The organism is Pantoea sp. USHLN256 (assembly GCF_037149875.1).
Classification (GTDB): domain Bacteria; phylum Pseudomonadota; class Gammaproteobacteria; order Enterobacterales; family Enterobacteriaceae; genus Pantoea; species Pantoea nemavictus.
The window spans coordinates 93,108-117,374 of record NZ_JBBCQO010000001.1 but is presented as its reverse complement, the minus strand read 5'-3'; the positions used below and the strand labels follow the sequence as shown (position 1 = coordinate 117,374).

Annotated in this window: 20 protein-coding genes; 9 read left to right on the top strand and 11 right to left on the bottom strand. The window is 56.4% G+C overall.

The genetic code is table 11. From position 1 onward, the window contains the following. Positions 1–364: 364 nt before the first annotated feature. Positions 365–1,867 carry an L-arabinose isomerase gene (araA, locus tag WFL93_RS00520; RefSeq protein WP_336777058.1) on the bottom strand — a complete coding sequence of 501 codons (1,503 nt, stop codon included), beginning with the start codon at positions 1,865–1,867 and terminating at the stop codon, positions 365–367. A 12-nt stretch (positions 1,868–1,879) separates the two neighbouring features. Beyond that, entirely contained in the window at positions 1,880–3,565 is a 1,686-nt protein-coding gene (locus WFL93_RS00515) for a ribulokinase (protein ID WP_336777057.1), read from the bottom strand. A 365-nt stretch (positions 3,566–3,930) separates the two neighbouring features. Between WFL93_RS00515 and WFL93_RS00510 the strand changes: the two genes are divergently transcribed. The 5 genes from WFL93_RS00510 to WFL93_RS00490 all read left to right on the top strand — a co-directional run bounded on the left by WFL93_RS00510 (position 3,931) and on the right by WFL93_RS00490 (position 9,707). Continuing rightward, the gene (locus tag WFL93_RS00510; RefSeq protein WP_007893809.1) at positions 3,931–4,914 is read left to right on the top strand and encodes an arabinose ABC transporter substrate-binding protein; all 984 of its coding nucleotides are present in this window, start codon (positions 3,931–3,933) and stop codon (positions 4,912–4,914) included. A gap of 165 nt (positions 4,915–5,079) precedes the next feature. Beyond that, positions 5,080–6,600 carry an L-arabinose ABC transporter ATP-binding protein AraG gene (gene araG, locus WFL93_RS00505; protein WP_180823519.1) on the top strand — a complete coding sequence of 507 codons (1,521 nt, stop codon included), beginning with the start codon at positions 5,080–5,082 and terminating at the stop codon, positions 6,598–6,600. Positions 6,601–6,617: 17 nt separating this feature from the next. Then, the gene (araH, locus tag WFL93_RS00500) at positions 6,618–7,604 is read left to right on the top strand and encodes an L-arabinose ABC transporter permease AraH (protein WP_007893814.1); all 987 of its coding nucleotides are present in this window, start codon (positions 6,618–6,620) and stop codon (positions 7,602–7,604) included. A 67-nt stretch (positions 7,605–7,671) separates the two neighbouring features. Further along, complete coding sequence (gene araC, locus WFL93_RS00495) at positions 7,672–8,589, top strand: arabinose operon transcriptional regulator AraC (protein ID WP_007893815.1); 918 nt, start codon at positions 7,672–7,674, stop codon at positions 8,587–8,589. Positions 8,590–8,666: 77 nt separating this feature from the next. Further along, positions 8,667–9,707 carry an oxidoreductase gene (locus WFL93_RS00490; protein ID WP_007893818.1) on the top strand — a complete coding sequence of 347 codons (1,041 nt, stop codon included), beginning with the start codon at positions 8,667–8,669 and terminating at the stop codon, positions 9,705–9,707. Between the two features lie 74 nt (positions 9,708–9,781). Here WFL93_RS00490 and add read toward each other — a convergent pair whose 3' ends face one another. From add to malX, 3 genes are all read right to left on the bottom strand, one after another. Further along, positions 9,782–10,780 (bottom strand): adenosine deaminase, encoded by a 999-nt coding sequence (add, locus tag WFL93_RS00485; RefSeq protein WP_007893822.1) that lies wholly within the window; start codon positions 10,778–10,780, stop codon positions 9,782–9,784. Between the two features lie 118 nt (positions 10,781–10,898). Continuing rightward, a complete protein-coding gene (locus WFL93_RS00480) occupies positions 10,899–12,077 on the bottom strand; it encodes a MalY/PatB family protein (protein ID WP_336777056.1) in 1,179 nt (392 codons plus the stop codon). After that, positions 12,077–13,663 carry a maltose/glucose-specific PTS transporter subunit IIBC gene (malX, locus tag WFL93_RS00475; protein ID WP_336777055.1) on the bottom strand — a complete coding sequence of 529 codons (1,587 nt, stop codon included), beginning with the start codon at positions 13,661–13,663 and terminating at the stop codon, positions 12,077–12,079. The genes WFL93_RS00480 and malX overlap by 1 nt, the downstream gene beginning before the upstream one ends. Positions 13,664–13,836: 173 nt before the next feature. Between malX and malI the strand changes: the two genes are divergently transcribed. Continuing rightward, positions 13,837–14,865, top strand: coding sequence for a Mal regulon transcriptional regulator MalI (gene malI, locus WFL93_RS00470; protein ID WP_007893832.1), 1,029 nt, complete (start codon positions 13,837–13,839; stop codon positions 14,863–14,865). A 28-nt stretch (positions 14,866–14,893) separates the two neighbouring features. Here malI and WFL93_RS00465 read toward each other — a convergent pair whose 3' ends face one another. Both WFL93_RS00465 and manA read right to left on the bottom strand, forming a co-directional pair. Then, positions 14,894–16,393 (bottom strand): YdgA family protein, encoded by a 1,500-nt coding sequence (locus tag WFL93_RS00465; protein WP_007893834.1) that lies wholly within the window; start codon positions 16,391–16,393, stop codon positions 14,894–14,896. A 130-nt stretch (positions 16,394–16,523) separates the two neighbouring features. Then, on the bottom strand, positions 16,524–17,699 hold the full coding sequence (gene manA, locus WFL93_RS00460; protein WP_336777054.1) for a mannose-6-phosphate isomerase: 1,176 nt from the start codon (positions 17,697–17,699) through the stop codon (positions 16,524–16,526). 197 nt (positions 17,700–17,896) lie between these two features. Between manA and fumC the strand changes: the two genes are divergently transcribed. Then, positions 17,897–19,294, top strand: coding sequence for a class II fumarate hydratase (gene fumC, locus WFL93_RS00455; RefSeq protein WP_154152367.1), 1,398 nt, complete (start codon positions 17,897–17,899; stop codon positions 19,292–19,294). Between the two features lie 50 nt (positions 19,295–19,344). On the opposite strand, the gene WFL93_RS00450 is transcribed toward fumC, so the two are convergent. From WFL93_RS00450 to tus, 4 genes are all read right to left on the bottom strand, one after another. Then, positions 19,345–19,992 carry an anti-sigma factor gene (locus tag WFL93_RS00450; protein ID WP_336777053.1) on the bottom strand — a complete coding sequence of 216 codons (648 nt, stop codon included), beginning with the start codon at positions 19,990–19,992 and terminating at the stop codon, positions 19,345–19,347. Beyond that, positions 19,989–20,543, bottom strand: a complete 555-nt coding sequence (locus WFL93_RS00445) for a sigma-70 family RNA polymerase sigma factor (protein WP_049851786.1) — start codon at positions 20,541–20,543, stop codon at positions 19,989–19,991. Before WFL93_RS00445 ends, WFL93_RS00450 begins: the two co-directional genes overlap by 4 nt. Before the next feature lie 42 nt (positions 20,544–20,585). Beyond that, on the bottom strand, positions 20,586–21,149 hold the full coding sequence (locus WFL93_RS00440) for a fasciclin domain-containing protein (protein ID WP_049851785.1): 564 nt from the start codon (positions 21,147–21,149) through the stop codon (positions 20,586–20,588). A gap of 92 nt (positions 21,150–21,241) precedes the next feature. Further along, the gene (gene tus, locus WFL93_RS00435; RefSeq protein ID WP_180823527.1) at positions 21,242–22,171 is read right to left on the bottom strand and encodes a DNA replication terminus site-binding protein; all 930 of its coding nucleotides are present in this window, start codon (positions 22,169–22,171) and stop codon (positions 21,242–21,244) included. 156 nt (positions 22,172–22,327) lie between these two features. Here tus and WFL93_RS00430 point away from each other — a divergent pair, with 156 nt between their 5' ends. After that, positions 22,328–23,527, top strand: coding sequence for an MFS transporter (locus WFL93_RS00430; protein WP_336777052.1), 1,200 nt, complete (start codon positions 22,328–22,330; stop codon positions 23,525–23,527). Positions 23,528–23,685: 158 nt separating this feature from the next. After that, the gene (locus tag WFL93_RS00425) at positions 23,686–24,171 is read left to right on the top strand and encodes an RrF2 family transcriptional regulator (RefSeq protein ID WP_007893848.1); all 486 of its coding nucleotides are present in this window, start codon (positions 23,686–23,688) and stop codon (positions 24,169–24,171) included. Positions 24,172–24,267 lie beyond the last annotated feature (96 nt).

The window sequence follows — 24,267 nt, the reverse complement described above, 5'->3', positions numbered from 1 at the left end:
TTTGCCTTGTGGCTGCGGGATTGGGTGCTCCGGCCAGGAAAGGCCAGCCCGATCGCAAAGAAACCCTGCATCCATGCAGATCGGCCTCGCCCTCCTGGCTCGGACGCTTTGCTCTTCGGGCTGGCCTTTCCTGACCTCGTGGATAATTTCATCGCTGCTTAATAAAGCGGCTACCTACTTCCATTAAGGAGGAAATGGTGGGAGTGGAGTAAAGCGTCCGCCGCAAGGATGCGGCGGCCGAGGCTACAGGGATGTATTTACGCCGTCTTTACGCAACTCCCACCTTTTCCGACTGATCAGCACTAATTCCTTCAGCCAACAAAAAGGCCGCGAATCATCGCGGCCTTGGTTAACCCCTGCAACTTCAACGCGCTAAGCGGTAATAGGCTTCATTCCAGCGCAGCGCATCTTTAAATGCCGGTAAGCGCGTCTCCTCATCAATCACCAGCACTTCAATGCCATTTAGCTCGCCGTAAAGATACATATCATCTAAATCCAGCGCCTGGCTGAACACCGTATGGTGCGCACCGCCGGCCAGAATCCAGGCTTCAGAGGCGGTGGCCAGCGACGGCTGCGCACGCCACAGCGCACGCGCCACCGGCAGTTTTGGCAACGGTTTTGGCTGCTCGATGGCATCCACCACATTCACCAGCAGACGGAAACGATCGCCAAGGTCAATCACGCTGGCATTCACCGCGCGTCCAGCAGGCGTGGAGAAGATCATGCGCGCCGGATCGGCTTTATCACCAATGCCGAGGAACTGCACATCAATCAGCGGCTTCTCCTCTTTGGCGATGGACGGGCACACTTCCAGCATGTGCGAGCCCAACACCAAATCGTTGCCGGGTGAGAAGTGATAGGTGTAATCCTCCATAAATGAGGTCCCGCCCGCCCGTGCGCCCGCTTGTACCTTGAGGATGTGCAGCAGCGCGGCAGTTTTCCAGTCACCTTCACCGGCGAAGCCGTAACCCTGGCCCATCAAGCGCTGCACCGCCAAACCAGGCAGCTGCGTCATGCCGTGTAAGGTCTGGAAGTTGGTCGTGAAAGCTTTGCATCCTTCGGCTTCAAGGAAGCGCTTCAGCCCCAGTTCGATACGCGCCGCATCCAGCACGTTTTGCCGCTTGTCACCGTTTACCGCGGCAGCATCGGTAAAGCGATATTGGCTCTCATATTCGTCGATTAGCGCGTTGACGTCGCCGTCGCTGACGCTATTAACCACCTCGACCAAATCACCGACGCCCCAGCCGTTCACCGAATAGCCGAACTGAATCTGCGCCGCCACTTTATCGCCTTCGGTCACCGCCACTTCACGCATATTGTCGCCGAAGCGGGCCACTTTCAGCTGCTGGCTAGCCTGTTTGGCCAATGCCGCATTGATCCAGCGACCAATGCGCTGCTGGCTGGTTTTATCCTGCCAGTGGCCGGTCACCACACTGTGTTGCAGTCCCATGCGCGCGCCAATAAAGCCGAATTCGCGGCCGCCGTGCGCGGTTTGGTTAAGGTTCATAAAGTCCATATCCATACTGTCCCACGGAATCTCCGCGTTGAACTGGGTATGGAATTGCAGCAGCGGTTTATTCAGGATGCTCAACCCGCCGATCCACATCTTGGCCGGAGAAAAGGTGTGTAGCCAGGTAATGATGCCGACGCACTGATTGTCGTGGTTGGCGTCACGGCACAAGGCCAGCGCTTCGTCCGGTGACTTAACGAGCGGTTTTAGCACCAGTTGCGTCGGCAAGGTCCCGGCCTGGTTCAATCCGTCCATCACCTGGCGAGCGTGCTGCTCCACCTGACGCAAGGTTTCCGCGCCGTAAAGGTGCTGCGTGCCAATAACAAACCACACCTGTTGTGCGTTGTGCTGTCCCATAAAATCTCTCCTTTACTGAGCGGATGCGGTGCGTGCGGCATACTGCGGTTCAGCGGCCTGGCACCAGTGTTGATAACGTTGATAAAGCTGCTGATAAACCACAACGCGCTCGGCGTTGGGTTGCAGCGTCACATCAATCGGACTTGCCATCACCTGCTGAGCGTCAGGCACGTCGGCATACACGCCCGCCGCTACGGCGGCAAAAATGGCGGCACCCAGCGCGCAACATTCGTCAGAGGCGACGATATCCAGCGGACGGTTCATTACATCGCAGCAAGCTTGCATGATGGCGGGGGATTTGCGTGCAATGCCGCCGAGCGTCAGGATGCTCTGCACCGGAATCTGCTGCTGCTCGAAACACTCCATAATGGCGCGCGCGCCAAAGGCGGTGGCGGCGATGAGGCCACCAAACAGCGCAGGCGCATCGGTACCGAGATTGAGGTCGGTAATCACCCCTTTTAAGCGCTGATTAGCATCCGGCGTGCGGCGGCCGTTGAACCAGTCCAGCACCACCGGTAGATGATCAAGCTGTGGATTGGCGGCCCAGGCTTCAGTGAGATTGCGGATCAGATCTTTTTGCAGCGCGGCCAGCTGCGGCTTGAGTTCAGGATGCTGCTGCGCGGCCTGTTGCAACGGCCAGCCCAGCAGGCGGCTGAACCAGGCATAAATATCACCAAACGCCGATTGTCCAGCTTCACAGCCGATCGCGCCCGGCACCACGCTGCCATCAACCTGGCCGCAAATGCCTTTAATGGCGCGGTCGCCGACGGTGTCGCTGTCGGCAATCAAGATGTCGCAGGTTGAGGTACCAATCACCTTCACCAGCGTATAAGGCTGTGCGCCAGCACCAACGGCACCCATATGGCAGTCAAAGGCGCCGCCCGACAAGACCACCTGTTCGGATAAGCCGAGGCGCTGCGCCCACTCGCTGCTCAGCGTGCCGACCGGGATATCGGCGGTCCAGGTTTCAGTAAAGAGTGGGGAGTCGAGCTTTTCGCTCAGGATCGGATCGAGCGCGTTGAAGAAGTCAGCCGGCGGCAGGCCTTGCCATTCCGGATGCCACAATGATTTATGTCCGGCAGCGCAGCGCCCACGGCGCAGTTGCGCGGGGGCGGTGGTGCCGCTGAGTAACGCCGGCACCCAATCGCACAGTTCCACCCAAGACACTGCCGCGTCACGTACCGCAGCATCTGCGCGTGACACGTGCAGTATCTTGGCCCAGAACCACTCCGACGAATACACGCCGCCAATATAGCGGGTGTAATCGTTGAAACGACCGCTACGACACAGCTGATTGATCTCTTCGGCTTCCTCAATCGCGGTGTGATCTTTCCACAGCACAAACATCGCATTCGGATTGCTGGCGAACTCAGGACGTAGCGCCAGCACGTTGCCATCGCGATCGATAGGCGCCGGTGTGGATCCGGTGGAATCGACGCCGATGCCGACAACGGCAGCGCGCTGCTCCGGTGTTAACGCATTCACCACCGCCACAATCGCCTGTTCCAGCGCATCAATGTAGTCCTGCGGATGATGGCGAAAGCGGTTGCTATGGGGATCGCAGAATTCCCCATTGGCCCAGCGCGCGTAGTTCACCACCGCTTTTTCCAGCTCTTTACCACTGTGGCAGTCCACGGCCAGCGCGCGCACCGAGTCACTGCCAAAATCCAGCCCAATTGTTATGGTGCCAGCACCCATTGGGATTCTCCTGTGTGAGTTATCTGGCTCTATCCTGGAAGGGTGGCGCATAAGCGGTTAGTCATCAGCGGCTGAGAATATGCACTTTTCTGCCATCGGCGACGTTGTGTGATCCATAGCAAAAGTTAATGGCCGGTTAAATTCGCTGTATATATGGAGAAATTTGTCATCGTTTTAGGATGTGATACCGCTCTACATTTTTCCCCGTCATTCCCGCTACAACTAGCCCAGCGTTTGCACAGCCTTTGCACAACCGCTGCGCTAACGCACTGATTTTCAGCCTTACCCTATGAATAAATTTGATTGGTAGCGTTTACACCGATTGGTTAATAACAGCCAAAAACATCATTGTGCCGGAGAGCATCATGCATAAATTCACTAAAGCGCTGGCGGCGGTTAGTCTCGCCGCGGTTATGTCACAATCCGCTATCGCCGAGACCATGAAACTCGGTTTCCTCGTTAAACAACCGGAGGAGCCCTGGTTCCAGACAGAATGGAAATTCGCGGATAAAGCGGGCAAGGATCTCGGTTTTGAAGTGATCAAAATTGCGGTACCTGACGGCGAGAAAACCCTTAATGCCATCGATAGCCTGGCCGCCAGCGGCGCCAAAGGTTTCGTCATCTGTACACCGGATCCCAAGCTCGGTTCGGCGATTGTCGCCAAAGCGCGCGGCTACGGTCTGAAAGTAATCGCGGTAGATGACCAATTCGTTACTGCCAAAGGCAAGCCGATGGATACCGTGCCCCTGGTGATGATGGCGGCGACCAAAATTGGTGAGCGTCAGGGACAAGAGCTCTATAAAGAGATGCAGAAACGCGGCTGGGATGCGAAAGAGACCGGCGTAATGGCGATCACGGCTAACGAGCTCGACACCGCACGTCGTCGTACCAGCGGTTCAATGGACGCCCTGAAAGCGGCCGGATTCCCGGAGAAACAGATCTACCAGGTGCCGACCAAATCCAACGATATCCCTGGCGCATTTGACGCCGGTAACTCGCTGCTGGTGCAGCATCCGGAAGTGAAACACTGGCTGATTCTTGGCATGAACGATAACACCGTGCTGGGCGGCGTGCGCGCCACCGAAGGCCAGGGCTTTAAAGCACCGGACGTCATCGGTATCGGCATCAACGGCGTGGATGCGGTGAGTGAGCTGTCGAAAGGTTCCGCTACCGGTTTCTACGGCTCGCTGCTGCCAAGTCCGGATGTGCACGGTTATAAGAGCAGCGAGATGCTCTACAACTGGGTCACTAAAGATCAGGAACCGCCGAAGTTCACCGAAGTCACCGATGTGGTGCTAATCACCCGCGATAACTTCAAAGCCGAACTGGATAAGAAAGGGCTGAAGTAATCCCATCTCTCCCAAAACAAGACTAACAGGTAGCCAAAATAATTCGCGTTGCAGCAAGGCGGCAAGCGCGCTCAGCCCCAGGAGCTTACCGAGGTAAGTGACTGGGGTGAGTGGGCGCAGCCAACGCTGCTGCGGCGCGAAGTATGAAGGCTTAGAGGAGTTACCATGAACACTGATCAAGCCTTTCTGTCGTTTCATGGCATTAGCAAGACCTTCCCTGGCGTGAAAGCGCTGCAGGACATCTCATTCAGCTGCCGTGCCGGTGAAGTTCATGCGCTGATGGGGGAAAACGGTGCCGGTAAATCGACACTGTTGAAGATCCTCAGCGGCAGCTATCAGCCGAGCGGCGGTGAGATTCGCATCAAAGGCCAGCCGAAGAGCTTCAACAATACGGTGGACGCGCTGGATGCCGGCGTGGCCATCATTTATCAGGAGCTGCATCTGGTGCCGGAAATGAGCGTGGCTGAGAACATCTATCTCGGCCAGCTGCCGCACAAGCGTGGGCTGGTGAATCGCAAACTGCTGCGCTACGAGGCAGGTTTACAGCTGCAAAATCTGGGGATGAATATCGATCCGGATATGCCGCTGAAATATCTGTCGCTGGGCCAGTGGCAGATGGTGGAGATCGCCAAAGCGCTGGCGCGTAATGCGCGCATTATCGCCTTTGATGAACCCACCAGTTCGCTCTCGGCGCGCGAGATCGACCATCTGTTCCGCGTTATTCGCCAGCTGCGCGAGCAGGGCCGCACCGTGCTGTACGTGTCGCATCGCATGGAGGAAATTTTTGCGCTCAGTGATGCCATTACCGTGTTCAAAGATGGCCGCTATGTGCGCACCTTCACCGACATGAAAAACACCCATCATGACGATTTAGTGCAGGCGATGGTGGGGCGCAATCTGGGGGATATTTACGGTTACGCGCCACGTGAATTGGGCCCGGTGCGTCTGCAGCTGGACGCGGTGGAAGCGAAAGGCGTGCGAATGCCGATTTCACTGACGGTGCGTGCCGGTGAGATCGTCGGCCTGTTTGGGCTGGTCGGCGCGGGGCGCAGCGAACTGATGAAAGGGCTGTTCGGTGCCACCAAACTGCGTGGCGGCACCGTGACGCTGGATGGCAAAAAGCTCAACATTCGCCAGCCGATTGATGCGATTCGCGCTGGCATCATGCTGTGTCCGGAAGATCGTAAATCCGAGGGCATCATTCCGGTGCATTCGGTGCGCGATAACATCAACATCAGCGCGCGCCGTCACAATCTCACCGCGGGTTGCCTGATTAAACCGAGCTGGGAGGCGAAAAACGCGGATATCCATATTCGTTCGCTCAACATCAAAACGCCCGGTCCGCAGCAGCTGATCATGAACCTGTCGGGTGGCAACCAGCAGAAAGCGATTCTCGGTCGCTGGCTGTCGGAAGAGATGAACGTGATTCTGCTGGATGAGCCAACGCGTGGCATTGACGTCGGCGCCAAACATGAAATCTACAACCTGATTTACCAGCTGGCGAAGAAGGGAATTGCGGTGCTGTTTGCCTCCAGCGATCTACCGGAAGTGATGGGTTTAGCCGACCGCATTCTGGTGATGCGCGAAGGTGAGATCGCCGGTGAACTGCCCCACGATACGGCCACAGAGCAGCTGACGCTCAGCCTGGCGATGCCAAAAACCACTCAAGCGGCCGCCGTGGCCTGATGTAAAGGAGATCCATAATGGCTTCATCTACCACTTCCAACACGCCACCGGCGCAGCGCAATGGGCTGCAGCTGGGGCGGATTTGGGACAACTTCGGCATGCTGGTGGTGTTCGCGCTGCTGTTTATCGTCTGTGCCATTTTCGTGCCGAACTTTGGTTCGATCATCAACATGAAAGGTCTCGGCCTGGCGATGTCGATGTCCGGCATGGTGGCGTGCGGCATGCTGTTCTGCCTGGCTTCCGGTGATTTTGACCTCTCGGTAGCCTCGGTGATTGCCTGCGCCGGCGTCGTGACCGCGGTGGTGATCAACATGACCGAAAGCCTGTGGATTGGCGTGGCAGCAGGTTTGCTGCTCGGCATGGCCACCGGCTTTATAAACGGTTTTGTTATCGCCCGACTGAAAATCAACGCCTTGATCACCACGCTGGCGACCATGCAGATTGTGCGCGGCCTGGCTTACATCTTCTCCGACGGTAAAGCGGTGGGCATTGAAGACGAGCGCTTCTTTACCCTCGGTTACGCCAACTGGCTGGGCGTGCCTGCGCCTATCTGGCTGACCATTGCGACCATGGTGCTGTTCGGTTTCCTGCTGAACAAAACCACCTTTGGCCGCAACACGCTGGCGATTGGTGGCAATGAAGAAGCCGCGCGCCTCGCCGGCGTGCCGGTGGTGCGCACCCGTATCATCATCTTTATCTTGTCCGGTTTAGTCTCAGCGGCGGCAGGCATTATTCTGGCTTCGCGCATGACCAGCGGCCAGCCGATGACCTCACTCGGTTACGAGCTGATTGTGATTTCGGCTTGCGTGCTGGGTGGCGTCTCACTCAAAGGCGGCATCGGCAAAATCTCCTACGTGGTGGCGGGGGTGTTGATTCTCGGTACGGTTGAGAATGCGATGAATTTATTGAATATCTCGCCGTTCTCACAGTATGTGGTGCGCGGTTTGATACTGTTAGCGGCGGTGATTTTTGACCGCTACAAACAGAAAAATAAAGCCGCCTGATAACCCCGGCTGAGCGCGCCTGATCAAGGGCGCGCTCAGCGCATTTCACGCGAAAAGTGAGGGCACTATGTACCACCGTGAACCCCCGAGTGAGCAGCAGAACCCCTTATTGCCGGGTTATCCCTTTAACGCCTGGCTGGTGGCGGGGTTGACGCCGATTAACGCCAACGACGCGCTGGATTTCTTTATTGACCGCCCGCACGGCATGAAAGGCTACATCCTCAATTTGACCATTAAAGGTCAGGGGCGCGTGTTTGATGGCGAATCTGCCTTCGACTGCGAGCCGGGCGATTTGCTGCTGTTTCAACCGAAAACTCCGCACTATTATGGCCGCGCGCCCGATAGCCCGTGCTGGTTCCACCGCTGGGTCTATTTCCGTCCGCGTGCCTACTGGACCGACTGGTTGCAGTGGCAGGATGAAAGCCAGGGCGTTGGCCGTTTGCGCCTCACCGAAGCGCAGCGTGCCGAGTTTGATCGCCTGTTCGCCAGCATTGAGCAAACGCATAATTCCGGACGCCGTTTCGCCGAAGAGCTGGCGATGAACCTGTTGGAACGTCTGCTGTTGCGCGCAGTGGAAGAAGATCCGCGTAGCCATCAGCAGATTCGCGATCCGCGCGTAATTGAAGCCTGCCAGTACGTCACCAATCATCTGGCGGGTGAAGTGAAGATTGAAGAGGTGGCGCGCCATGTTTGTTTGTCGCCGTCTCGCCTGGCGCATCTGTTCCGCGAGCAGATGGGCATAAATCTGCTGCGCTGGCGGGAAGACCAGCGGGTGATCCGTGCCAAACTGCTGCTGCAAACCACTCAGGAACCGATCGCGTCGGTTGGCCGCGAAGTGGGTTACGATGACCAGCTCTATTTCTCGCGCGTGTTCCGCAAGCGGGTGGGCGTAAGCCCCAGCGACTTCCGCCGCCGCAGCCAGGATGCGCAGGATGCCTTGGTGGCGCATGAGAGCTGGCAATCCGCACGGAGTGCTATTTCCTGAGTTTTCAGGTGATTCCGCCTTGTTCTTACAGACCGATTCGTCTTAAATCAGTCAGGTAACGAACAAGAGGAATGAGAATGAGCGATAAACTACGTGTCGGCCTAATCGGCTACGGTTTTGCCAGCAAAACCTTCCATGCACCCTTGATCGCCGGTACGCCGGATGTTGAGCTGGCGGCGATCTCAAGCAGCGATGCCAGCAAAGTCCATGCTGACTGGCCGTCAGTGCAGGTGGTTTCCGATCCACAAGCGCTGCTGGACGACCCGACACTGCAACTGATTGTTATTCCGACCCCGAATGACACCCATTTCCCCTTAGCCAAAGCGGCACTGAACGCCGGTAAACACGTGGTGGTTGATAAACCGTTTACCGTGACGTTGTCACAAGCGCGTGAGCTGGATGCATTGGCAAAAGCCAAAGGTTTGCTGCTGTCGGTGTTCCATAACCGTCGCTGGGACAGTGATTTCCTGACGCTGAAAAATCTGCTCAACGAAGGAACGCTGGGCGAAGTACGCTACTTTGAATCGCACTTTGATCGCTTCCGTCCGGAAGTGCGCCAGCGCTGGCGTGAGATGAAAGGCGCGGGCAGCGGTATCTGGTTCGATCTTGGACCGCACGTGCTGGACCAGGCGCTGCAGCTGTTTGGCACGCCAGTCGCCATCAACGTGGATATGGCCGAACTGCGTCCGGGCGCGCAAACCACCGATTACTTCCATGCGGTGCTGACCTATCCAACGCGTCGCGTGGTGCTGCATGCCAGCATGCTGGTGGCGGCGGAATCAGCACGCTTTGTGGTGCACGGCACCCGCGGCAGCTACGTCAAATACGGTCTGGATCCGCAGGAAGATCGGCTGAAAGCGGGTGAGCGTCCACCACAGGAAGATTGGGGCTATGACATGCGCAACGGCACGCTGACGCTGGCGGAAGGCGATGTGATGGTGGAGAAAGAGTTGCTGACATTGCCGGGTAATTATCCGGCGTACTATGCCGGCATTCGCGATGCCATTGCCGGTACGGGTGCGAATCCGGTACACGCGGAAGAGGCGATTCAGGTGATGGAGTTGATCGAGCTGGGCTTGCAGTCCGCCGAAAAACGCCAGACGATGTCGTTGCGGTAATCGCTTACTACCTTTCCGTTGGGAGCGCTGATACTCGCTTTACTCCCTCTCCCGCATGCGGGAGAGGGAATGTTTTAGCCCGCTACGCGTGCGCGCAGCGCTGCTTTCTCTGCATCATTCAGAAACGCGATGGTCACGCCATTATCCTGTGCCTGACGCATCTCTTCAGCGCTCAATCCCGCCTGTGGCGCCGCCACTTCGTATTCATGAGCCAGTTCAACGCCCTGAACCGCCGGATCGTCAGTGTTGATGGTCGCCAGAATGCCGTGTTGCAGGAAGGTTTTCAGTGGATGATTGCTCAGCGACGACACGGTGCTGGTCTGAATATTCGAGGTCAGGCAAGATTCAATCCCTATACGCTGCTCGGCGAGGAAATCCATGAGCGCGCGATCTTCAATCGCCTTGACGCCGTGACCGATACGCTCAGCGCCCAGTTCACGAATCGCTTGCCAGATACTTTCCGGACCCGCCGCTTCACCGGCGTGGACGGTAATGCGGAAGCCCGCATCGCGTGCACGATTAAAGTGGCTCAGGAATTCGCTGCCCGGGAAGCCTAACTCATCGCCGGCCAGATCGACCGCAGTGATGCCATCGCGATGCGCCAGTAAGCCTTCCAGCTCACGCAGGCAGGCTTCCTCGCCAAAAGTACGGCTCATGATGCCCGTCAGGCGAACATCGACGCCGTATTGCGCAATACCGGCACGCACGCCGTCAATCACCGCTTCAACCACGCCAGCAATCGGCAGGTTGTGGGTCATCGCCATATAACCTGGTGAGAAGCGCAACTCCGCATAATGGATACCGGCACGCGCCGCATCCTCGACGTTTTCCAGCGCAATGCGACGGCAGGCATCAAGATCGCCCAGCACTTTCACGCCCCAATCCAGTTTCTGCAGGAAGCTCACCAGATCCGGCTCGTTGGCGGTGACCTGCACATGCGGACGCAATGCATCGAGCGAATCGGCGGGCAGCGCGAGATTATATTGGCGACCTAAATCGAGAATGGTTTGTGCGCGAATATTGCCATCAAGGTGGCGGTGGATATCGGTGAGGGGGAGTTTAAGATCAATCATGGCGCACTCGCTTCAGTTTCATAAAGTGCAGAGGATTATAAAAACATCTTGCGCAACAGCGCCAGCGATTTGCGCAAACAGTAAAACGGATGCTGAATTAATCAGCATCCGTCGCATTTTAGAACGATTTTAACCCGGCGATCAGACGATCCAGCCCGTCATCCAGTTTGCTACGCGGGCAACCGGCGTTGAGACGCAGATAACCCCGACTCGCCGCACCGTAGGTTGAACCGGGCATGATCGCCACTTTGTATTGATGTATCAGACGCTGTTGTAGCGCCTGTTCGTCCATGCCAAGTGGATTGAGATCGATCCACGCCAGATAGGTGGCGGCCGGTGGCTGCCAGTTGAGCGGCGGACACGCGGCATTCAGGCGCTGCGCGATGTGCTGCATATTGCCGCGCAGATAATGACGCAATGCATCCAGCCACGGCGCGCCATCGCGATAAGCGGCAATGGTCGCGGCAACCGCCATAACCGCCGGTGAGGACAAGCCATCCTGCTGCTTCAAGGCGCGGAACCACGCCTGACGATCGCGCTCGTCAGGAATGATGCCCCAGGCACCGGTTAGCGCCGGAATGTTGAAGCTCTTGGAGGCCGAGGTAAATAGCACCCAATCAGATGCGGCAACCTTGCTCCACGGCGTATGACGCACATCATCCAGCACCATATCCATATGAATTTCATCGCTGATAACCTTGACGCCGTGCCGCTCGCACAGCATCGCCATCTGCTGCAACTCCTGCAATTGCCACACTTTTCCTGTTGGGTTATGTGGACTGCAAAGCAGCATCACTTTGCAGCGCGGCCGTGCCAGTAACGTCTCCAGCTTTGCCATATCACAAACCCATTCGTTACCGTGACGCTGCAGCGGCAGCTCCAGTACGCTACGTTGATTGCCATTGATGGTGTGGTAGAACGCATCGTAGGCGGGCGTGTGGATCAGCACTTCATCGTCAGGCTGCGTCCAGTGGCGCAACAGCTGCGCCACCATATAAATCACTGACGGGCCATAAACCAATGATTCTGCCGGGACTTCAGTATTAAATCGGCTGCGCATCCAGTGCTGCAGTGCGGCGAGAAAATCATCATGCTGCCAGCGGCTGTAACCGAAAACACCGTGGTCGAGTCGCTGCTGTAGCGCCTCGATGATGCAAGGCGCGGTGGCGAAATCCATATCGGAGATGGTGAAGGGCAGTAAGTCCGCCACGCCGAAGCGGTCGGCGACAAAATCCCACTGCGTGCACCAGCTGCCGTGGCGATCGACCACGCGATTGAAAGCGAAATCCTGCATCATTACACCGTTGCGCTCATCAGGTGCGCCATCTCATCTTTCACCGACTGTACCTGCGGCCCCATCACCACTTGCAGATTGGTGGCATTGACATGGACTACGCCAATCGCGCCGTTGGCTTTCAGTGTAGCATCATCCACCTTGCTCATATCGACCACGGTAATACGCAGACGCGTCAGGCAGTTATCCAGCGAAGCGATGTTTTCAACGCCGCCCAGTGCCGACAGAATTGCTGGCGTATTAAAGCCTGATTTCCCCACGCTGGCACGGCTGACCTGCTGAGCCACGCTGTTGGTCTCGATTTCGCGGCCCGGCGTTTTGATATTGAAGTGACTGATAGCAAAGCGGAAGATGGCGTAATAGCCCACGAACCACACTGCAGCAATCACCGGCACCCAGTACCATTTGGTCGAGAGGCCGTGCAGTACGCCGAACACGAAGAAGTCGATGACGTTGCCGTCGGTGTTACCGATGGTCACGCCAAGCATCGCCATCACGGTAAAGCCTAAACCGGTCAACAGCGCGTGGATGAGATACAGCACCGGCGCGACGAACAGGAACAGGAACTCCAGCGGTTCAGTGGTGCCGCCTACTACGCAGGCCACCACGCCAGAAATCAGCAGCCCTTTAATTTTATGACGATTTTCCGGACGGGCGCAGTGATACATGGCTAAAGCCGCACCGGGCAAACCACCGAGGAAGGCCGGCATTTTACCCTGCGACAGGAAACGCGTGGCGCTCTCGGCAAAGCCGTGCGTATCCGCACAGGCCAGCTGCGCCTGGAAAATGGTTAACGCGCCGCTGACGCTTTTCCCGCACACATCCAGCGTGCCGCCAGCATCGGTAAAGCGAATGATCGCCACCAGAATGTGCTGTAAACCAAACGGCAGCAGCAAACGTTCACCGGTACCGAAGATCATCGGGCCAAATTCACCGGCGCTGTTGATTACCCAGCCAAGACCGGTAATCGCGCGGGCGAAGAAAGGCCAAATCAGCGGAACCACTAAGCCCAGCACGCCCATTGCCATTGCCGTGACGATCGGCACAAAACGCGTACCGCCGAAGAAGGCCAGCGCATCCGGTAGGCGAATGTTGTGGAAACGCTCGTGCAGCCAGAACACCACGACGCCGACGATCACCGCGCCGAGAATCCCGGTGTCAATCGATTGAATGCCGAGGATATTTTGCACGTTGTTGGCTTTCAGCATCGCCGCATCGGTGGTCGGCAGAATGCCATTGATATTGAGCCAGAAGTTAATACTCAGGTTCAGCACCGCATAACCGACAAAACCGGCAAACGCCGCTACGCCTTTATTCTCGCGCGCCATACCGAGTGGAATGGCAATCGCAAACATTACCGGTAGATAGCTGAAAGCAAATGACCCGATTTTCGCCAGCCAGATAAACAGGTATTGCAGGAAAGGCTGATCGAGCAGAGGAATCAGCGTCAGAACGTCGTGGCTGCTGAGCGAACTGCCGATCCCCAGCAAAATGCCGCAAAACGACAGCAGCGCAACGGGCAACATAAAGGTTTTACCCAGACTTTGGAAAAACTCCCAAAGTGACATTTTCGGGCGGGTGGCGGACATAGGATCTCCTGGCAAAAAAGTGAAAGGCTTCAATGGGGTCAAGGATGATAAAACGTTTTACCACTTATTTTTGTGGCTATAATCACAAAGAGTGACTAATCGCAGACTTTATTTTTGATGAAATCAGTGTAACGTTTTATCTCTTTGTTTTTGCTCGTCGGTAACGGAACACTATGTCCCAGCAGAAAACCACTATTCATGATGTGGCATTGGTCGCCGGGGTTTCGGTCTCTACCGTGTCGTTGGTGTTATCAGGAAAAGGGCGCATCTCGCCCGCCACCGCCACACGCGTCAATCAAGCGATTGAGCAGCTTGGCTATGTACGAAATCGCTCTGCATCCATCTTGCGCGGCGGAGAAAGTGGCGTCATCGGCTTGATTGTGCGCGATCTTAGCCAGCCCTTTTATGCCGCAATGACCGCCGGACTTAGCGAAATACTGGAGCAGCAGGGCAAAGTGCTGGTGCTGACACAAAGCGGTCAGCATGGACAGCATCTTAAACGCTGTTTTGACACGCTGGTGGCGCAGGGCGCGGAGGGCATTGTGCTGGGCGGCGCGGTGGCGCAGGCGGAAACGCTGGTACCGCTAGCACAAGAGCAGAACATTGCCTTGGTCTGCGCCGCGCGCGCCAGCAGTTTGGACAATGTCGATTCGTTACGTCCCGACAACAGCCAGGCGGCACGCATCGCCACCGAATATCTGATTCGCCAGGGTCATCAGCGTATCGCCTGGATGGGCGGATTAGGATCGTCACTGACGCGAGCGGAGCGGATTGGCGGCTATTGCGCTACCTTGCTGCAATATGGCTTGCCGTTTCGATCCGACTGGATCATTGAGTGCGACGATCGCCAGCAAAGCGTGTCGGCGTTGACGCTGGCATTGCTGCGCCAGCATCCCGGCATCACCGCAATTCTGGCGCATAACGGCAGCACCGCGCTCGGCTGTTACTTCGGGGCGTTACGCTGTGGGCGAACCTTTGGCGAAGGCGCGGTAGACAGTTATTACACCCAGCAGCTGGCGCTGGTGGGCTTCAACGACGATCCGCAGCGCGAATTACACGATCCCACCATGACTTTTGTCAGTAGCGAAGCGCGGGATGTGGGGCGTCGTGCAGCGGAGAGAATGTTGCAAAGGCTGCTGCAGCCAGAGGCGGAAATTCAGAGTTTGATCGTACCGCCGCAATTGATGCGCGGGGAAGCGTAAGGGCGGCCAGGCGGCCGCCCACAAGAGATTACTCCGGCATACCTTCGCTGGTTGGCGCACCCAGCATATAGCGTGACAAGAACTGCTCCAGCGTCATCTTGTCGCCATTCATTGTGACCTGACCGTTGCCGTACTGCAGACTGGTGACGATGTTGTCATCCTGCTGCTGTGTCAGACGGAACATCTGACCCATCGCGGCTAAGCCTTTCACCTGCTGATCCGCCAGCTTCTGCGCATCATCGCCCTGATATCCCTCCGCCAGACCGACATGACGCATGGTTTCCGTGGCCATCGGCATATTGATGGTCAGTTTACCGTCGAGGTTTTTCAACACGCGATCTACCGCGGCACCCAAACTCTGCGCTTCACCGGTCACGGTGGCCGGATCGTTAAAGCCCAGGTTCAGATTGAAGCTGCTCTCGCCCTTGTCATTTTTCCAGCTCAGCGGCGCAATGCTTAAGGTTGGCGAGCCTTTTAACAGCGTTGGCAGGTTGTTACGCAGGATGGTTTGCACGCTGGCCTGATAGCGAATCGGATCTTCCGCTACACCCGGCTGGCTTAGCAGATCTTGCATCTGGGCGTTGTAGGTATCGGAGAAGGCTTTCACTGCCTGCGCATCGAATTGCGCGAAGGTCATCGCCAGTTTGGCTTCACCAAATGGCTGCTTCTGCAGGGTGATTTTGTCAACGTTCACGTCCAGCTTGCCGCCAATCTTGCCCTCTTTATTATCAAAGGAAGAGGTGGTTTTCAGCTTCTCCAGCGAGAGACCTTCCTGGCCGTTGATGCTGGCATTCAGCTTATCCAGAGAGATGGATTGATCGCCAACGCGCACGCCTTCCGGGCTGAGATGCGTATCGCCGCTGAGTTTCAGGCCATTCAAGGTGAACAGCACCGGCATGTCGACTTGATTTTTACTGGTCACCGCGATGCTGGAGAAGTCGCCGTCCAGACTAACCTTATCGCCTTTGCTATCGGCGCTGATATTCAGCGAACCGCCGTTGGTCGCCAGACGATCGCCCGTTTGCGCATTGTTGTAATCCACCGCCAGCAGCGTGAGATCGGTATCGGTCGCGCCACTGTAGCCCACGCGCGTATCGGCATTAACCAGCGATTTACCGTTGGTCAATTCAAACAGTTTCTTCACCGCATCGGTGTTTTCCAGTTCGGTATGCACTGATGCCATACTTGGGATCAGGCTGCCACGTTTGAGCTGGGCGAACGGGAAAGGACCGTGATCGATGGTCTCGTTCAGCACGATGCTTTGACCAGGCTTCAACAGCGGATTGTCATTGGTTTGTGAGCTGGCCTGCACCACCAGTTTGGTCTTGCTGCTGAACACGCCACGCTGATAATCCTGATAGCTCAGCGTCAAACGGCTATTGGGCGCGTAAGCATTCAGCTGCGCATTGGCATTCTGCAACATCTCATCCATGTGGCTTTCCAGTTGTTTACCGGTAAACCATGAAGCACCAGTCCAAATCACGCCGAGCGCCACAATCACACCTACGGCAACCTTGGTCTTTTTCATCGCTGTGTCGTCCTTATCCTTGCGTCCGCACGCCGCTGGTCGGTGCGCGACGGGTGAAGAAAAACGCCCGCAGGCGTTTTAAATTAATAGTTTGAAAGAATAGCAGTTAATGCTGCAAGCGTCAGCCGGATCAGTCCAGCGTATTAAACACGCGCGCCAGTCGTCCGGTACCTGCTGCGCTCACCGGTGACTCGTCGGCGGCGACAAAACAGGATTCACCCGGCTTCAGCACCAGCTGTTGACCAGACTTCTCAATCACCGCCTGGCCTTCGATACAGAACAGCAGGGCAGCACTGTTTTGCGCCAGGGCCTGCGGCGCAGCTGACAGCGCATGGATAGCGAAGGCAAAATCCTCCACTGGAATCGGGAAGTTCAGCGTTTCGCCGTCGCGCTGCGGTTGCGTCAGCAGCGTCGCCGCCGGTTTTGCGTGGAATTTCAGGTTAGCCAGCAGTTCCGGGATATCAATAAACTTCGGCGTCAGACCGGCGCGTAGCACGTTATCGGAGTTCGCCATCACTTCCAGCGCCACGCCTTTTAAATAGGCGTGTGGCGTTTCGGCGAACAGGAACATCGCTTCGCCCGGCTGCAGCGTGATCACATTCAGCAGCAGCGGGGAAAACAGGCCGCTATCATCGGGATAATCGGCGGCAATGGATTTGATGGTTTGCCACGGTTCGCCTTCACGGGAATTGAGCGCCGATTTCAACACGCCAATGGCGCGTGATTTAGCCTCATCTTTCAACGACAGCAGGGTGGCGAACAGTTTTGCCAGATTGGCTTCGTTGGCATTCTCCAGGAAGTGGGCGATTTGCGGATGCGCGCCAGCGACCGGTTCCAGCAGCGAGACAGTCTCATGCAGCTCGCGGAAACCGTTCATCGCCTGGAAGGGCGTCAATGCATACACCAGCTCCGGCTTATGATTGGCATCTTTATAGTTACGTTCGGCGGCGCTCAGTGGAATGCCGGCGGCATTTTCTCGCGCAAAGCCCTGCTCGGCGGCGGCTTTACTTGGATGCACCTGAATCGACAGCGGCTGATCGGCGCACAGCACTTTAAACAGGAACGGCAGCTCGCCAAAACGTTCAGCGACGGCTTTGCCCAGCGTGGCCACTTTATCCGCATCGATCACATCGCGCAGCGAACGCGCTTCACCGTTTACGTCAACGGTGGAAGGACTTTTTGGGTGCGCGCCCATCCACAGCTCGGCCATTGGCAACCCCTGCGGATTTTCGATGCCGTAAAGTTCGGTCAGCGCAGTTTTGCTGCCCCAGGCGTAATTTTGCAGCGAATTGTTCAATTTTTGCATCGTTTACCCTTAATAACCGTAAGTAAATAAGCGTATTAAAGCAGAAAGTGCCATAGAAAATACACGAACAAGTGCAATAAACGCGATAGGCTCGCATAATGTTAAATTCTTGTATGTGACAATCTTGCTCGCTCAACGGCGTCGCGGGAAGGCGTTTAGAGCGGAAACCTCAAAATCTGAGCTAAGGAGACGTAGTCATGGCAGCCAATCGCATTGAAAAAGACTCAATGGGACCGATCGAAGTACCGGCAGATAAGTTGTGGGGCGCACAAACCCAGCGTTCGCTGGAACATTTCAAAATCTCAACCGAGAAAATGCCGGTGGCATTGGTGCACGCGCTGGCGCTGACCAAGCGCGCCGCCGCGCAGGTTAACCAGGATCTCGGCTTGCTACCGGCCGATCGTGCTCAGGCGATTCTCAAAGCCGCCGACGAAGTGCTGGCTGATAAGCACAGCGACGAATTCCCGCTGGCGATTTGGCAGACCGGCTCCGGCACGCAAACCAACATGAACATGAACGAAGTGCTGGCCAACCGTGCCAGTGAAATTCTCGGCGGCGAGCGTGGCATGTCGCGTCTGGTGCATCCGAATGATGACGTGAATAAAAGCCAAAGCTCCAATGATGTGTTCCCCACCGCCATGCACGTGGCCGCGGTCATTGCCGTGCGGGAGCAGCTGATTCCGCAGATTCACGTGTTGAAAAAGACGCTGAGTGAGAAATCCGACGCGTTCAAAGATATTGTCAAGATTGGTCGTACCCATCTGCAGGATGCGACACCGTTAACGCTCGGTCAGGAGATCTCCGGCTGGGTAGCGATGCTGGAGCACAATCTTAAGCACATCGAAAACAGCATTCCGCACGTGGCGGAGCTGGCGCTGGGCGGTACCGCGGTCGGCACCGGCCTGAACACCCATCCGGAGTACGCGGTGCGCGTGGCAAAAGCGCTGGCCGATCTGACCAAACAGCCGTTTGTAACCGCACCAAACAAGTTTGAAGCGCTGGCAACCTGCGATGCACTGGTGCATGCGCACGGCGCGCTAAAAGGCCTGGCGGCTTCGCTGATGAAAATTGCCAATGACGTGCGCTGGCTGGCCTCTGGTCCACGTTGCGGCATTGGTGAACTGGCGATCCCGGAAAACGAGCCAGGCAGCTCGATCATGCCCGGCAAAGTGAACCCGACGCAGTGCGAAGCGCTCACCATGCTGTGTTGCCAGGTGATGGGTAACGATGTGGCGGTGAACATTGGCGGTGCGTCCGGCAACTTTGAGCTCAACGTGTTCCGTCCGATGGTGATCCACAACTTCCTGCAATCGGTGCGCCTGCTGGCCGACGGTATGGACAGCTTCAATCACCACTGCGCGATTGGTATTGAGCCGGTGCGCGAGCGTATCGATCAGTTGCTGAACGAGTCGCTGATGCTGGTTACCGCGCTCAACACCCATATCGGTTACGACAAAGCGGCGGAAATCGCCAAGAAAGCCCATAAAGAGGGCCTGACGCTGAAAGGCTCGGCGCTGAAATTGGGTTATCTCACTGAAGAGCAGTTCGACGAGTGGGTACGTCCGGAGGAGATGGTTGGCAGCATGAAGCAGTAATCTGCCGCTAACTGTTATGAAGGCCGTTCATCTGAACGGCCTTTTTTATGCTATAGCTGCCCGCTGTACAACACCGGACCGGTTGGCTGGCCAGTTGGCGAGCCACCGCGCGGCTCAAGGCTGATGGCAATCATGTCGGAACGCACGAGATTGCGATTTTTCAGCGCGATCTCCGTGGCATTTTGGCTATCCAGCAAACCTAGCGAAATCGGCGCTTTACCGGCCGGAATCAACCACAGTTCGAGGCTGTTACTGGCGGTTAGAGTGGCCGGATGTAACGGCGTCAGGCTCAGCTGTGCCAGCTTACTGTCGGCGCTGACTACCCACTGTTCACGGTGCTGCGCGTCGCTTAACACGGTTAACGGCTTTAATGTCGGTGGCTGCAGCAAGAGGGTAGCAATCAGGGCGATAGCCGCGATGCTGGCGACCAACATCCAGCCCACATAGCGGCGTTGAGGTGGCTGCTCCCTTTTCTCTGGCAAGCTGAGCGCAATCTTTATCCACACTTTTTCCGGCGGTGTGATGGGCCCAAGCTGGCTATCCAACCCCGCCAGCATGGCTTGCCAGCGCGCGACGTTAGCCGCGAGTGTTGGCTCAGCGCGCAGCCGGGTTGCAAAGCGTAAACGTGCAAGGCCGCTTAAGGTACCCAGCGCATATTCCGCCGATAACGCGTCATCGCGTTGTTGTTGATTGTTCATAGGCCCACACACTCCCGCAGATGCTCCAGCGCGCGGCGAATCCAGCTTTTTACCGAGCCCACCGGCTGTTGTAGCCAGGCGGCAATATCACTGTGGGACATCCCCTGATAGTAAGCCAGCGAGATACTTTGCCGCTGTTCGCTGCTCAGGTGGTCAATGCAGTGTCGCAGGCGATCGGCTTGTGCCGCATCGTGCCAGTTATTGTCATCGTGTTCAGCGTTTGCCAGCAGCCGATCGTCAAACGTTTCAGCATCCTGCATCATGCGTGCTTGTCCGCTGCGTAATCCGTCAATGCAGCGATTACGTACAATGTGCGTCATCCATGTCATCGGCGCGCTAAGAGTTGCGTCGTAGGCGTTTGCCCGGTTCCAGATGGTGAGATAACAATCGTGCAGCACCTCTTCCGCCCAGCCTTGCTGATGTAACATGCGCAGGGCCAAGGCGAAAAGGTGCGGCGAAGTGAGTCGATACAGTTGCTCAAAAGCACGGCGATCGCCATTGGCGACCGCCTGCAACAATCTAACTTGCTGTTCTGTCAGCCTGTTATCCATGGAGTTCTCGCCAAACTGTAATCCTAAAGCGAGTATAGACAATTACTTAGGCATCAAGACGGTATCAACTACATCAATCACCCCATTTTTCTGATTGACGTCATAGGTGCTGATATTCGCCACATTGCCTTGACCATCTTTCAGCTGAATGTTGTGCGGACCATTGTTCATGATCCACAGCGGCTGGCCGTTTACGGTTTTCAGTTCGGCATGTCCACCACCTTGCTTAATTTTCTTCTCCAGCGCTTTCATGTCGAATTTGCCCGCCACCACATGGTAGGTGAGGATACTGGTCAGCTTGGCTTTGTTTTCCGGTTTCAACAGATTATCAACGGTGCCCGCCGGCAGTTTGGCGAAGGCGGCATTGGTGGGCGCGAATACGGTAAACGGGCCTTTGCCCTCAAGGGTTTCTACCAGGCCAGCGGCTTTTACCGCAGCGACCAGGGTGGTGTGATCTTTTGAGTTCAGCGCATTTTCCACGATGTTTTTTTGTGGATACATCGCTGCGCCGCCAACCATCACAGCGTCATTGTCCATGGCGGCGTAGGCGCCTGCGGTAAACAGTAACGTGCCGGATACGACTGCAATGCTCATAAGCTTTTTCATCATAAATCCTCGTAGTAGGGAGCGAAGGAGTTGCTCACACTCGGATATACGAGGGTTGATGGCGAATTGGATGCAGCGATTTGAAAATAAATTTACGCCAGTCGATCGCTCCACAAATGCAGGCGTGGAATGATCAAATGCAGCGGTTCGGCCAGCGGTTTGTGGCGATACGCGACGTTATCTGCATCATAATTCAGCAGCTCGCCCAAAATGGGTACCTGCGTCTTATCGCGGCACAGCACCAGCAGCGGGGAAGGGCAGGCAAGTTGTACCTGCTTCTTCTCGCTGGCGCGCCACACGCGGGCAATCGGTTGTACCTTCACCGGACGTTTGATTTTCAGCTTCGCTCCCGCAGGCAGCGCGAGAATCGCTTCCAGCTCCTGCTGCACTTTTTCCGCCCACTGCTCACGCGTCCACGGCGCCTGAGCGCGATTGGCTTTCAGACTGCGCTCCAGCTGCTCAACCACCGCATCACGCGTCACGTTTTTGATGATGTTTTTATTTGCCCAGCCAAAACGCAAACTGTCTGGCGAATTAAGCAGCGTCACGCTGCGGTAGGCGTTTAGGGTGATTAAGCCGCGCAGATGCTGGTGGACAAACTCAAAGCGCGCCTCGCTCGGCAAGCCCGACTCCACGGTAATGAGCTGTTCCAGCCGCTGCTTCAACGTGTTGATCTCGGCCACCTGCTGCGTGATTTGCGCATGCATTTCCCCCTCAGCCTGGATGCAGATCGCGCCCGGCAATCGCACCGCAGCTTTAGTGCTGAGCTTTTCCGATTGATGCTGCATAAACAGGCGGCAGTAGTGCGCCAATGCCATTTCGCGCGCGGTTTTACCGAGATGCTGCGTTACGGCGATGCGTTCAATTTCATCGTGCTCACGCCCTTTTTCAATTTCCGGCAGGCTGAAAACCCGTGCAATCAGCAGTGGTTGCTGTTCAATCTGCTGACGTAAGGCACTCAACGCCGCTTCCAGCGCGTTCACGCATTCATGTAGATCGGCAACCAAATCATAACGGGCCATAAAATGCCTCCATAGTTACAACATACTTTTAGTGTACTGACTCGGGTGCTAATCTGCCAGCGCAGCGCAAGGATTTCGCTAAGCAGGGGAAGAGAGGATTTTTCCTGCTGGATTAACGTGTTATAACAATGCTTTGCCTGCTAATGGATAATTGTCGTGCAGCCTCTGCCAAAGCCACCTGTTCCCGCCATTATTACGCTTGGATTAGTGCAAATCCTCTCATGGGGCGGATCGTTCTATTTAATGGCGGTGATGGCCAATCCGATCGTGGCGGAAACCGGCTGGTCGCAGCAGTGGGTGTATGGCGCGCTGTCGCTCGGTATGTTGATTTCGGGTTTGCTGGCCCCGCTAAGCGGCCGACTGATTTCTCGCTCTTATGGTCGCGTATTGCTGGCAGCGAGCGGGGCGGTGATGGCGATCGGTCTGGTGATCATGGGCCTCAGCCATCATCTGCTGCTGTTTCTGTTTGCCTGGCTGATTATCGGCATTGGCATGGCGATGGGCTTATACGATGCGCTGTTCGCCACGCTCGGCACGCTGTACGGCGGGCAGGCGCGCGGCGCGATTACCGGCATCACGCTGATCTCCGGTTTTTGTACCACCCTGGTTTGGCCGGGCACCGCGCTGCTGATCCACTGGCTGGAGTGGCGCGGCGCCTGTTTTGCCATCGCCGGAGTATTGTGTCTTTCCGTGTTGCCCGCCTACCTTTACGCACTGCCTGCGCCCGCAGCGAAAATCGCTACCAGCAAGCCGACATCAGCCGCGCACGGCGATAAACTTGCCCCGGCGCTGTTCTGGTTGCTGTGCAGTATTTTCACCCTCGCATCGGTGATCATGACGGCGATTTCGGTGCAACTGATTACCTTGCTGCAAGCCAGCGGGCATACGCTGGCGTCGGCTTTAGCGATCAGCGCCATTCTTGGTCCCTGTCAGGTGGGCTCGCGCATTGTCGACATCGCCTTCAAGCGCGGACATCCCATCTGGACCACTTTCTTCTCGGTGGGATTGGTGGCGCTGGGCCTGCTGCTGCTGGCGTGTTATCCGCAGTTTGCCGTGCTGAGCATGGTGCTGTACGGCGCCGGAAATGGGCTGCGGGCGATAGTGCGGGGAACTTTACCGCTGGTAATGGTCAAACCAGAGGCTTACGCGATTGTGGTTGGGCGCATGGCGCGTCCCGCGTTGATTGGCCAGGCATTAACGCCGCTGGTTGGCGGCTATGTCTTTGAGCACCTTGGCGCCAATGCCACGCTGTGGCTATTGTGTCTGTTGGCGTTTATCAACGTGCTGCTGGTGATGGTGTTGAAGCAGAAATTGCCACACGCCAGCCCACAGTCGGAAAGGGGAGCGATAAATTAAGCAGCCTGTGCGCTTCTACCCGCTTAAATGGGGAATACGTGCCTGGATCACGGGCGCTGGCTTCTAAAAAGCAACAGTGTTTGTTATATTTATTGCTCATTGATTACTCACTGTCGCGGCATAAAAACAACAAGATAACCGCAACTCAGGATATTGAAATGCTTGATTACCGCTTCCCGACAGCTTTGCAGATGGTTTTGAGCGTAGCGATGGCGGAGCAACTGGGCAAACGCTCGACCAGTGCCATATTGGCGTATGGTCTTGAAGCGAACCCCAGTTTCATTCGAAAACTCATGGTTCCGCTCACGCGCGACGGCATCATCGTCTCGACGCTTGGCCGCACCGGCTCAATTCACCTGGGTCGTCCGGCTGCTGAGATCACGCTGCGCGACATCTACACTTCGGTGATTGAAGATAAAAAGCTCTGGGCTTCGCGTCCGGATGTCGCTCCGCGTTGTCTGGTCAGTGCTAACCTGTGTTGGTACTTTAAATCGATTGCGGAAGAGGCTGAAGAAGCGTCGCTGAAAGTGCTGGAAACCCGCACCGTGGCAGATGCGCTGGCCGAGCTGAAGCATAACGACACCAGCAACTGTGAAGAGCTGCCTGATGTCGAACTCGCCGACCTGTGTAAGAAAGGCCGCTAAAACCGCACCCATCCCGTAGGGTCGCCATTCATGGTGACCTTTTTTTATTGCTCCGAGCGCCACACATAAAAAAATCCGGGCACATCGGCCCGGATT

Bases quoted from the DNA above. Each gene is read 5' to 3' on its own strand.
- add (WP_007893822.1), bottom strand. From the start codon at position 10,780: ATGATTGATCTTAAACTCCCCCTCACCGATATCCACCGCCACCTTGAT.
- araA (WP_336777058.1), bottom strand. From the start codon at position 1,867: ATGGGACAGCACAACGCACAACAGGTGTGGTTTGTTATTGGCACGCAG.
- WFL93_RS00510 (WP_007893809.1), top strand. From the start codon at position 3,931: ATGCATAAATTCACTAAAGCGCTGGCGGCGGTTAGTCTCGCCGCGGTT.
- araH (WP_007893814.1), top strand. From the start codon at position 6,618: ATGGCTTCATCTACCACTTCCAACACGCCACCGGCGCAGCGCAATGGG.
- araC (WP_007893815.1), top strand. From the start codon at position 7,672: ATGTACCACCGTGAACCCCCGAGTGAGCAGCAGAACCCCTTATTGCCG.
- WFL93_RS00425 (WP_007893848.1), top strand. From the start codon at position 23,686: ATGCTTGATTACCGCTTCCCGACAGCTTTGCAGATGGTTTTGAGCGTA.
- WFL93_RS00515 (WP_336777057.1), bottom strand. From the start codon at position 3,565: ATGGGTGCTGGCACCATAACAATTGGGCTGGATTTTGGCAGTGACTCG.
- WFL93_RS00440 (WP_049851785.1), bottom strand. From the start codon at position 21,149: ATGAAAAAGCTTATGAGCATTGCAGTCGTATCCGGCACGTTACTGTTT.
- manA (WP_336777054.1), bottom strand. From the start codon at position 17,699: ATGCAAAAATTGAACAATTCGCTGCAAAATTACGCCTGGGGCAGCAAA.
- fumC (WP_154152367.1), top strand. From the start codon at position 17,897: ATGGCAGCCAATCGCATTGAAAAAGACTCAATGGGACCGATCGAAGTA.
- WFL93_RS00450 (WP_336777053.1), bottom strand. From the start codon at position 19,992: ATGAACAATCAACAACAACGCGATGACGCGTTATCGGCGGAATATGCG.
- malX (WP_336777055.1), bottom strand. From the start codon at position 13,663: ATGTCCGCCACCCGCCCGAAAATGTCACTTTGGGAGTTTTTCCAAAGT.
- WFL93_RS00445 (WP_049851786.1), bottom strand. From the start codon at position 20,543: ATGGATAACAGGCTGACAGAACAGCAAGTTAGATTGTTGCAGGCGGTC.
- WFL93_RS00490 (WP_007893818.1), top strand. From the start codon at position 8,667: ATGAGCGATAAACTACGTGTCGGCCTAATCGGCTACGGTTTTGCCAGC.
- WFL93_RS00465 (WP_007893834.1), bottom strand. From the start codon at position 16,393: ATGAAAAAGACCAAGGTTGCCGTAGGTGTGATTGTGGCGCTCGGCGTG.
- malI (WP_007893832.1), top strand. From the start codon at position 13,837: ATGTCCCAGCAGAAAACCACTATTCATGATGTGGCATTGGTCGCCGGG.
- WFL93_RS00480 (WP_336777056.1), bottom strand. From the start codon at position 12,077: ATGATGCAGGATTTCGCTTTCAATCGCGTGGTCGATCGCCACGGCAGC.
- araG (WP_180823519.1), top strand. From the start codon at position 5,080: ATGAACACTGATCAAGCCTTTCTGTCGTTTCATGGCATTAGCAAGACC.
- tus (WP_180823527.1), bottom strand. From the start codon at position 22,171: ATGGCCCGTTATGATTTGGTTGCCGATCTACATGAATGCGTGAACGCG.